The organism is Nocardia sp. MDA0666 (assembly GCF_003023875.1).
GTDB lineage: Bacteria > Actinomycetota > Actinomycetes > Mycobacteriales > Mycobacteriaceae > Nocardia > Nocardia aobensis.
In genome coordinates, this window is sequence record NZ_PYHT01000011.1 from 49,477 (window position 1) to 58,640 (window position 9,164).

Below are 9,164 nucleotides of genomic sequence, written 5' to 3' on the forward strand. Positions count from 1 at the left end.
GCCGGAGCGAGCCTCAGTGGCTCTTCCGGGCCAGGGCGCACGCGATCAGTTGTTCCCACAGGGTCGGTTCGCGCTCGGCCGGACCGATGCGTGCGACCGAGGCGTCGGCTTCGGCGGGCCGCCAGCGGGCGCAGATCTCGAGCCCCGGCTCGAGCACCTCCAGATCACCGAACAGGCCGAGGATCTCCTCGTCCGAACGCCAGCGCCCGCGCCCGAACGTCGCCTGCAATTTCTCTTCGGCGGCCTGCGTCTCCTCGTTGAAGCCGGAACGGAAATGCGAGATGTAGATCTGCGAGCCGACCGGGATCCGGTCGGTCCACCACCGCACCAGTTCGGCCGGATTCTCGTCGTCGTTGAGGTGGTGCAGGATCGCGCTGAAGATCACCGCCACCGGCTTGTCGAAATCGATCAGCCGCTGCAGATCCGGATGGGAGAAGATGGCGTCCGGATCACGCAGATCCGCGTGGATGACCGTGGTGTCGTCGTCGGAGGACAGCAGTGCGCGACCATGGGCCAGCACGATCGGATCGTTGTCCACGTACACCACGCGCGGCGCCTCGAGGTGACGCTGCGCGACCTGATGCACATTGTCGACGGTCGGCAGCCCGCTGCCCATATCGATGAACTGGCGCACACCGGAGTCCGCGATATCGGCGACCGCGCGAATCATGGCCTGCCGGTTGGCATAGGCGATGGCGACCGAGCCGGGCAGATCGTTGATGAAGTAGTCGCCGACCTTGCGGTCGACGGCATAGTTGTCGCGCCCGCCCAGCAGATAGTCGTACACGCGGGCGATGCTCGGCTTGGATTGATCCACCTGTGCGGCGCTGTCGGTCATGACACCTGTTTCTGTGCGCGGAGGTCTCGTCGGGCTCGATCCTAGGGCTACCGTTGACTTTTCGGTGCGACGTCGCCGAGAACCGTTGTCTGCGAAATGTTTTCCTTGATCACCCGGTGACGAATCCGACCGCGCGGTTCGCCAGATCGAGCAGCGGCTGCGGCACGATACCCAGGGCCAGTGTGGCGGCGCCGGTGACGATGACGACCATCGTGGTCACCGGTGCGGTGACCACGGCGGGTGGTGCCTCCGGCGGATCGGTGAAGAACATCTGCACGATGACGCGGATGTAGAAGAACACGGCGATCGCGCTGGAGATCACACCCACGATCACCAGATACGCCGCGTGCCCGGAGGCGGCCGCCGAGAACACGGCGAATTTCCCGACGAAACCACTGGTCAGCGGAATGCCCGCGAACGACAGCAGAAACAGCGCGAAAACCGTTGCCAGCCATGGTGAGCGGCGGCCGAGCCCGGCCCATGCCGACAGTGCGGTGGCCTCGTCTCCCACCCGGTCGCGTACCAGCGTGACCACCGCGAACGCGCCGACGGTGCTCACGCCGTAGACGGCGAGGTAGAACAGCACCGACGACACCCCGTCGGAATTGGCCGCCACCAGCGCGGTGAGGATGAACCCGGCGTGCGCGATCGAGGAGTAGGCGAGCATGCGCTTCACATCGGTCTGGGTGACGGCGAGTACGGCGCCCAGCACCATCGTGGCCACCGCCACGGCTCCCAGGATCGGACGCCAGTCCGCACTCAGTCCCGCAACCGCGACCTGCAGGATGCGCAGCAGCGCGCCCACGGCCGCGATCTTGGTCGCCGCGGCCATGAACGCGGTGATCGCCGTCGGCGCGCCCTGATACACATCGGGCACCCACGACTGGAACGGCACCGCGCCGATCTTGAACAGCAACCCGACCACCAGCATCGCCACACCCAGCACCGCAAGGGTTTTCGAGCCGGAATCCCGGGCCACCGCGTCGGCGATGCCCGACAGCCGAACCGTGCCGGCGTAGCCGTACAGCAGCGCCATTCCGTACAGGAAGAAGGCCGAGGCGAACGCGCCCAGCAGGAAGTACTTCAGTGCCGCCTCCTGCGACAGCAGCCGACGCCGCCGCGCCAGCCCGCACAGCAGATACAGCGGCAGCGACAGCACCTCGAGCGCGACGAACATCGACAGCAGATCGTTGGAGGCGGGGAACAGCAGCATGCCGCCGACCGCGAACAGGGTCAGCGGAAAGACCTCGGTGGTGGCGATACCCGCCCGCGCGGCGGCGATCTCGTCGGAACTTCCCGGCACCGCCGCGGCCTGCGGGGTGAACGCGTCGACCACGACCGCGCCGGAGGCCACCGCGGCCGCCCGGCTCCAGGTTCCGGGGCCCTCCCGGCTTTCGCGCGCCAGCCGCGGTTCGATACCGCGTTCGGCCATCAGCGCGACCGCGAGGATCGCGACTACCAGGATGGTGCCTTGCAGCATCAGCGTCACGTTGTCGACCGCGACCGCGCCGACGGCCACCGTGGCATGGGTGCCCGCGAGTGCGATCACCGCCACCAGTGCCGCCACCAGACCGCCCAGCGCGAGCACCAGATGGAGCGGGTAGCGCCACGAACGCGGCAGAAACGCCTCGACGAGCACCCCGGCGACAGCGACACCGAAGACGATGAGCATCGGTGACAGGGCGTGGTATTCGATCGAGGGAGCCGGAACCGTCGCGGCCAGATACTGATTCACCGGTGGTTACCTCCGCTCGGAGTGGTCGCGGCCGGTACGGTCGCCGCATCCGGCGCGACGGTGGGCGCCGGATCGTGTTTGCCGATGGTGGTGAGGGTGCCGGCCACCGCCGGATTGATCCGGTCGAGAACCGGTTTCGGATACGCGCCGAGGACCAGCAGCGCCGCCAGCAACGGCACCACGACCACCAGTTCGCGCGGCAGCAGATCCGGCAAGCGCTCGTTGCCCTTGCGGACCGGTCCGGTCATCATGCGCTGGTACATCCACAGCACGTAGAGCGCCGCCAGCACCAACGCGCCCGTGGCGAACACCGCCGCCACCGGATATCTCGTGAACGTGCCGACAAGCACGAGGAATTCGCTGACGAACGGCGCCAGCCCGGGTAGTGACAGCGTCGCCAGGCCCGCGATCAGGAAGGTGCCCGCCAATATCGGCGCCACCTTCTGTACGCCGCCGAATTCGGCGATCGCCCGAGTTCCGCGGCGCGAGACCAGGAATCCGGCGATGAGGAACAGCGCCGCGGTCGAGATGCCGTGATTGACCATGTACAGCGTCGCACCCGCGCCACCCTGGTTGGTCATCGCGAAGATGCCGAGGATGATGAAGCCGAAATGCGAGATCGAGGTGTAGGCGATCAGGCGCATCACATCGGTCTGCCCGATGGCCAGCAGCGCGCCGTAGAGGATACCGATCACCGCCAGCACGCTGATCATCGGCGCGTAGGTGGTCGAGGCGGCGGGGAACAGCAGCAGGCAGTAGCGCAGCATGCCGAACGTGCCGACCTTGTCGACCACCGCCATCATGAGCACCGCGCTCGCGGGTGTGGCCGACACCGCGGCGCCGGGCAGCCAGGTGTGCAGCGGCCACAGCGGCGCCTTCACCGCGAAGGCGAACATGAAGCCGAGGAACAGCGCGTTGAGCACGGCCGGTCCGGCGCCGAGCTGCCCGGAATTCGCGGCCGCCGTGACCGCCCGGAAATCGAAGGTCCCGCCCTCGCCGCCGAGATGGGCCCGCGCGGTGAGCACGTACAGCCCGATCACCGCGGCCAGCATGATCAGGCCGCCGAACAGGTTGTACAGCAGGAACTTCACCGCCGCGCGCGAACGCTGCTGCCGCAGTGCCAGTTCCACGGCCGCCGATTCACCGCCGGTGGTGCGCGGCCCGAATCCGCCGATGAGGAAGTACATCGGGATGAGCATGACCTCGAAGAACACGTAGAACAGCAGGATGTCGAGCGAGACGAACGAGATCAGCACCATCGCCTCGACGATCAGGGTCAGCGCGACGTAGATGTGCGCGACCCGCCGTCCGCTGCCCGCCTCGCGGTCGTCCTTCCATCCGGCGAGGATCAGCAGCGGCACCAGTGCGGCGGTCAACAGCAGCAGCACCAGGGCGATCCCGTCGACGCCGAGGGTGTAGCCGGCGCCGAAAGCCGGTATCCAGCGGTGTGATTCGACGAGTTGATACTGTGGGCCGCTCGGATCGAAGCGCACCGCGACCACGATCGCGACGGCCAGGGTGGCCAGCGACAACACGAGTCCGGTCACCCGGGCCAGCATGCGCCGGCCGGCCGGGACCGCCAGCACGACGACGGCGCCGGCCAGGGGCAGCACCCACAGTGTGGTCAGCCAGGGATACTCCGTCACAGCAACCTCACCGCCAGCAGGGCCGCGACCACCAGGGCCGCGCCGGTGAACATGGACAGGGCGTACGAGCGCACGAAACCCGTTTGCACGCGCCGGATTCGCGCCGACAGACCGCCGATCACGGCGGCCGTGGTGTTGACGATGCCGTCGATTCCGCGGTTGTCGAGGAAGACCAGCGAGCGGGTCAGGTGGGTGCCCGGACGCATGAACGCGGCCTCGTTGAACGCGTCGCCGTACAGATCGCGGCGAGCCGCGACGGTCAGTGGCGTGACGTCCTGCGGGGCGGTGCGCGGCACCGGTCGCCGCGCGTACTGGCGGTAGGCGACCGCGACACCGATCGCCACCACGACCAGCGCCGCCACGGTGACCGCCCACGCCGGCACGGCGCTTTCGGCATGTTCGGTGCCGACCACCGGCGCCAGCCAGTTCTGCAGCGACGATCCGAACACGAACACCCCGCCGGAGAACACCGAGCCGAGTGCCAGCACGATCATCGGGCCGGTCATCACCGCGGGCGCCTCGTGCGGATGCGGCTCGGCCTCGGTTTCGCCTGCAGCCCAGCGCTTTTCACCGAAGAAGGTCAACAACATCACGCGCGTCATATAGAAGGCGGTGATCCCGGCGCCGAGCAGTGCGGCGGCGCCGAGGGTGATGCCGTTCGCACCGCCGTACCCGAACGCGGCCTCGATGATCCGATCCTTGGAGAAGAACCCCGCGAACGGCGGCACCCCGATGATCGCCAGATAGCCGAGCCCGAAGGTGACGAACGTGATCGGCAGATATTTGCGCAGCCCGCCGTAGCGGCGCATATCCGTTTCGTCGTTCATCGCGTGCATGACCGATCCGGCGCCGAGGAACAATCCGGCCTTGAAGAAGCCGTGGGTGAGCAGATGCATGATCGCCACGGCATATCCGGCCGGGCCCAGTCCGGCGGCCAGCACCATATAGCCGATCTGGCTCATCGTGGACGCGGCCAGCGCCTTCTTGATGTCGTCCTTCGCGCAGCCGATGACGGCGCCGAACAGCAGCGTCACCGCACCGACCACCAGCACGCCGGCGCGCGCCGCCGGTGCGGCGTCGAAGATCGCGTTCGAGCGCGCGATCAGATATACACCGGCGGTCACCATGGTGGCGGCGTGGATGAGCGCCGACACCGGAGTCGGGCCTTCCATCGCGTCACCGAGCCAGGACTGCAGCGGCACCTGCGCGGATTTACCGCAGGCGCCCAGCAGCAACAGCAGCCCCAGAGCCGTGAGGGTGCCTTCGCTCGCATGCGGGACACCGGCGAAGACGTGCCCGAAATCGACCGAGCCGAAGGTGGCGAACATCAGGAAAAGTGCGATCGCCAAGCCCATGTCGCCGACGCGGTTGACTACGAAGGCCTTCTTCGCCGCCGCGGCCGCCGACGGCTTCTCGTGCCAGAACCCGATCAGCAGGTACGAGGCCAGGCCCACGCCCTCCCAGCCGAGGTAGAGCACCAGGTAGTTGTCGGCCATGACCAGGATCAGCATCGCGGCCAGGAACAGGTTGAGGTAGGCGAAGAACCGCCGCCGCGCCGGATCGTGTGCCATGTAGCCGACCGAGTAGATGTGGATCAGCGAGCCGACGCCGGTGATCAGCAGGACGAAACACATCGTCAGCTGATCGAGTTGCAGCGAGAACTCCGCCTGCAGCCCGGCCACCGGTACCCAGTTGAAGAAGTTGTGCGACACCGCGCGATCGGCGTCGGCGCGGCCGAGCATCTCGGCGAACGCCCACACCGCCACGCCGAACGAGGCCAGCGCGGTCGCGCAGCCCAGCCAATGCCCCCAGCGGTCGCTCATACGTCCCGCCAGCAGCAGGATCAGCGCACCGGCGGCGGGCAGGGCCGGCAGCAGCCAGAGCAGATTCCCGGTACCCACGTCAGTACTTCAGCAGGTTGGCGTCGTCGACCGAGGTCGAGCGGCGGGTGCGGAAGATGGTCATGATGATCGCCAGGCCCACGACGACCTCCGTGGCGGCGACGACCATCGTGAAGAACGCGAAGACCTGCCCGTCGAGGTTGTGGTGCTGCCGGGCGAAGGTGACGAAGGTGAGATTGACCGCGTTGAGCATCAACTCGATGCACATGAACACCACGATCGCGTTGCGCCGCACCAGCACCCCGGCCGCGCCGATGGTGAACAGCAGGGCGGACAGATACAGGTAGTTGTCCGGATTCACCGCGGAGCCTTCCTCTCGTTGTCGCCGGTCGCGTGGGCGGCGTTGCCGCCGTTGCCGTTTCGCATGCCGATCTCCGCTGCCTCGGTGTGGGCGCGGCGGCGGCGATGGCGCAGGATGGTGCTCACCGACAGTTCGGCGAACGAGCCGTCGGGCAGCCGGGCCGGCACGTCGACGGCGTTGTGGCGGGCATAGACACCGGGGGTGGGCAGGGGAGTGATGCGGTGGCCTTCGCGCAGGCGGCGCTGCGATTGTTCGCGCTGCCCGGTGCGCGGACCGAACCGTTCCCGGTGCGCGAGGATCATCGCGCCGATGGTGGCGGTGATCAGCAACGCGCCGGTGAGTTCGAAGGCCCACACGTAACGCACGAAGATCAGCTCGGCCAGCGCCGCGATTGGGTCGGCGCCGAATCCGGGCCCGGTGGCCGCCACCGAATCGTCGCGCACCCCCCGAGCGATCGCCGCGATCAGCAGCAGCCCGAAGCCGGCACCCACCACGACGACGGCGATGCGGTGCCCGCGCAACGTCTCCCGCAGCGATTCGGACGAATCGACGCCGACGAGCATCAGGACGAACAGGAACAGCATCATGACCGCGCCCGTGTACACCACGATCTGCACCACGCCGAGGAACAGCGCGTCCTGGGCGATGTAGAACACCGACAGGGTGATCATGGTGGCCGCCAGACACAGCGCGGAGTGCACGGCCTTGCGGGCACACACCATGCCGAGGGCACCCGCCACCGCGACCACGGCCAGGACCCAGAACAGCACCGCTTCGCCGGTGGACGTACGCGTAACCGCTTCGGCGGCAAGCACATTGACTCCAGGACTCACTGCGCACCTCCTTGTGTGCCGGTGGCGGCCGGTTGCCGTCCCGCCGCATCGGCGGCCGAGTCCGCGGAGTTCGGACTCACGAGATCCGAACCGGAACCGGATCGGCGCGGCACCGCGATTCCGGTGGAGCCGAGGCCCGTGTCGCGGTCGGTGCCGGGGGCTGCGGGAACGGCGCCGAGGTAGTAGTCCACCTCGGTGGCGCCCGGATAGGCGGCGTGCGGCGGCCCGATCATTCCGTCGCCCAGCGGGGCGAGCAGCCGGTCCTTCTCGTAGATCAGATCGGCGCGATTGTCGTCGGCCATCTCGTATTCGTTGGTCATCGTCAACGCCCGGGTCGGGCATGCCTCGATGCACAGACCGCAGCCGATGCAGCGCAGATAGTTGATCTGGTACACGCGGCCGTAGCGTTCTCCGGGGGAGTAGCGCTCGCTGTCGGTGTTGTCGGCGCCCTCGACATAGATCGCGTCGGCGGGGCAGGCCCAGGCGCACAGTTCGCAGCCGATGCACTTCTCCAGGCCGTCGGGATGCCGGTTGAGCTGGTGGCGGCCGTGGTAGCGCGGTGCGGTGGGCACCTTCTCCTCGGGATAGAACTCGGTGTTCTTCTTCTTGAACATCGTGACGAAGGTGACCCAGAATCCGCCGATCGGTTCCAGCAGACCGGCTTTGGTCGCCGGCGGCGCGGTATCGGGCATCGGCGGCACCGGGAAGTCCGAGAACTGTTGTGTCCCAGCTGTTTCCGGTGCCGGATTGGCACCGGCACGCCCGGCGCGCAGCATAATCGCCAGCAGACCCACCGAGATGATCACCCCGGCGGTCACCAGGCCCACGGTCTGCACGTCGTGGCCGTTGTCCTGCACCACCTTCAGCGTCGCCACGATCATCACCCACAGCAGCGACACCGGAATGAGCAGCTTCCAGCCGAGATTCATGAACTGGTCGTAGCGCAGCCGCGGCAGCGTCCCGCGCAACCAGATGAAGACGAACAGGAACGTCCAGACCTTCAGCGTGAACCACAGCAGCGGCCACCAGCCCGAATTCGCGCCGTCCCACAGGTTCAGCGGGAAGGGTGCGTGCCAGCCGCCGAAGAAGAGGGTGGTGGCCAGCGCCGAGACGGTGCCCATGTTGATGTATTCCGCCATCATGAACATCGCGAATTTCAGCGACGAGTATTCGGTGTGGAATCCGCCGACGAGTTCACCCTCGGCCTCGGGTAGATCGAAGGGGGCACGGTTGGTTTCGCCGACCATCGCCACCGCGTAGACGATGAACGACGGCAGCAGCAGCCACACGTTCCAGGTGCCCCACTGCCGGTCCACGATGCCGGAGGTGGACATGGTTCCGGCCAGCAGGAACACCGCCGCGAAACAGGCCGCCATCGCGATCTCGTAGGAGATCACCTGCGCGGTCGAGCGCAGACCGCCGAGCAGCGGATACGTCGATCCCGACGACCAGCCCGCCAGCACGATGCCGTAGACCCCGATCGAGGTCATCGCGAGGATGTAGAGCACTCCCACCGGCATATCGGTCAACTGCAGTGGTGTGCGGGTGCCGAAGATCGACACCTCCGGTCCGAGCGGTATCACCGCGAACGCCATCACCGCCGGAATCAGCGCGACGATCGGTGCCAGAATGTAGATCGGCTTGTCGACCATCGCCGGGATGATGTCCTCCTTCAGGAGCATCTTGACCCCGTCGGCGATGGATTGCAGCGAGCCGCGTGGCCCGACCCGGTTGGGGCCGACCCGCATCTGCATCCAGGCCACCACCTTGCGTTCGATCACCACCGCGAGCAGCGGGATGAGCAGCAGGAAGACGAAGATGCCGATGGATTTCACCACGACCAGCCACCACGGGTCGTGGCCGAAGGCGGACAGATCGGCCGGGGCGGCGACCAGCACGGCCGGCGACAT

Annotated in this window: 7 protein-coding genes; all 7 read right to left on the reverse strand. The window is 67.4% G+C overall.

Features of this window, described 5'->3' with window-relative positions; translation table 11 throughout:
- Window positions 1-13: 13 nt before the first annotated feature.
- On the reverse strand, window positions 14-838 hold the full coding sequence (locus C8258_RS17125) for an SAM-dependent methyltransferase (RefSeq protein WP_106956037.1): 825 nt from the start codon (window positions 836-838) through the stop codon (window positions 14-16).
- A gap of 109 nt (window positions 839-947) precedes the next feature.
- Entirely contained in the window at window positions 948-2,573 is a 1,626-nt protein-coding gene (gene nuoN / locus C8258_RS17130) for an NADH-quinone oxidoreductase subunit NuoN (protein ID WP_106956038.1), read from the reverse strand.
- On the reverse strand, window positions 2,570-4,219 hold the full coding sequence (locus tag C8258_RS17135) for an NADH-quinone oxidoreductase subunit M (protein WP_106956039.1): 1,650 nt from the start codon (window positions 4,217-4,219) through the stop codon (window positions 2,570-2,572). The genes nuoN and C8258_RS17135 overlap by 4 nt, the downstream gene beginning before the upstream one ends.
- On the reverse strand, window positions 4,216-6,120 hold the full coding sequence (gene nuoL / locus C8258_RS17140) for an NADH-quinone oxidoreductase subunit L (protein WP_106956040.1): 1,905 nt from the start codon (window positions 6,118-6,120) through the stop codon (window positions 4,216-4,218). Before nuoL ends, C8258_RS17135 begins: the two co-directional genes overlap by 4 nt.
- A 1-nt stretch (window position 6,121) precedes the next feature.
- Complete coding sequence (gene nuoK, locus C8258_RS17145; protein WP_106956041.1) at window positions 6,122-6,421, reverse strand: NADH-quinone oxidoreductase subunit NuoK; 300 nt, start codon at window positions 6,419-6,421, stop codon at window positions 6,122-6,124.
- Entirely contained in the window at window positions 6,418-7,254 is an 837-nt protein-coding gene (locus C8258_RS17150) for an NADH-quinone oxidoreductase subunit J (protein ID WP_106956042.1), read from the reverse strand. Before C8258_RS17150 ends, nuoK begins: the two co-directional genes overlap by 4 nt.
- Window positions 7,251-9,164, reverse strand: a complete 1,914-nt coding sequence (gene nuoH / locus C8258_RS33650; RefSeq protein WP_106956043.1) for an NADH-quinone oxidoreductase subunit NuoH — start codon at window positions 9,162-9,164, stop codon at window positions 7,251-7,253. The genes C8258_RS17150 and nuoH overlap by 4 nt, the downstream gene beginning before the upstream one ends.

What these genes read in the sequence shown, in the direction of transcription:
- nuoH (WP_106956043.1), bottom strand. Translation starts at nt 9,164, where the DNA reads ATGTCGCCGGCCGTGCTGGTCGCCGCCCCGGCCGATCTGTCCGCCTTC.
- C8258_RS17125 (WP_106956037.1), bottom strand. Translation starts at nt 838, where the DNA reads ATGACCGACAGCGCCGCACAGGTGGATCAATCCAAGCCGAGCATCGCC.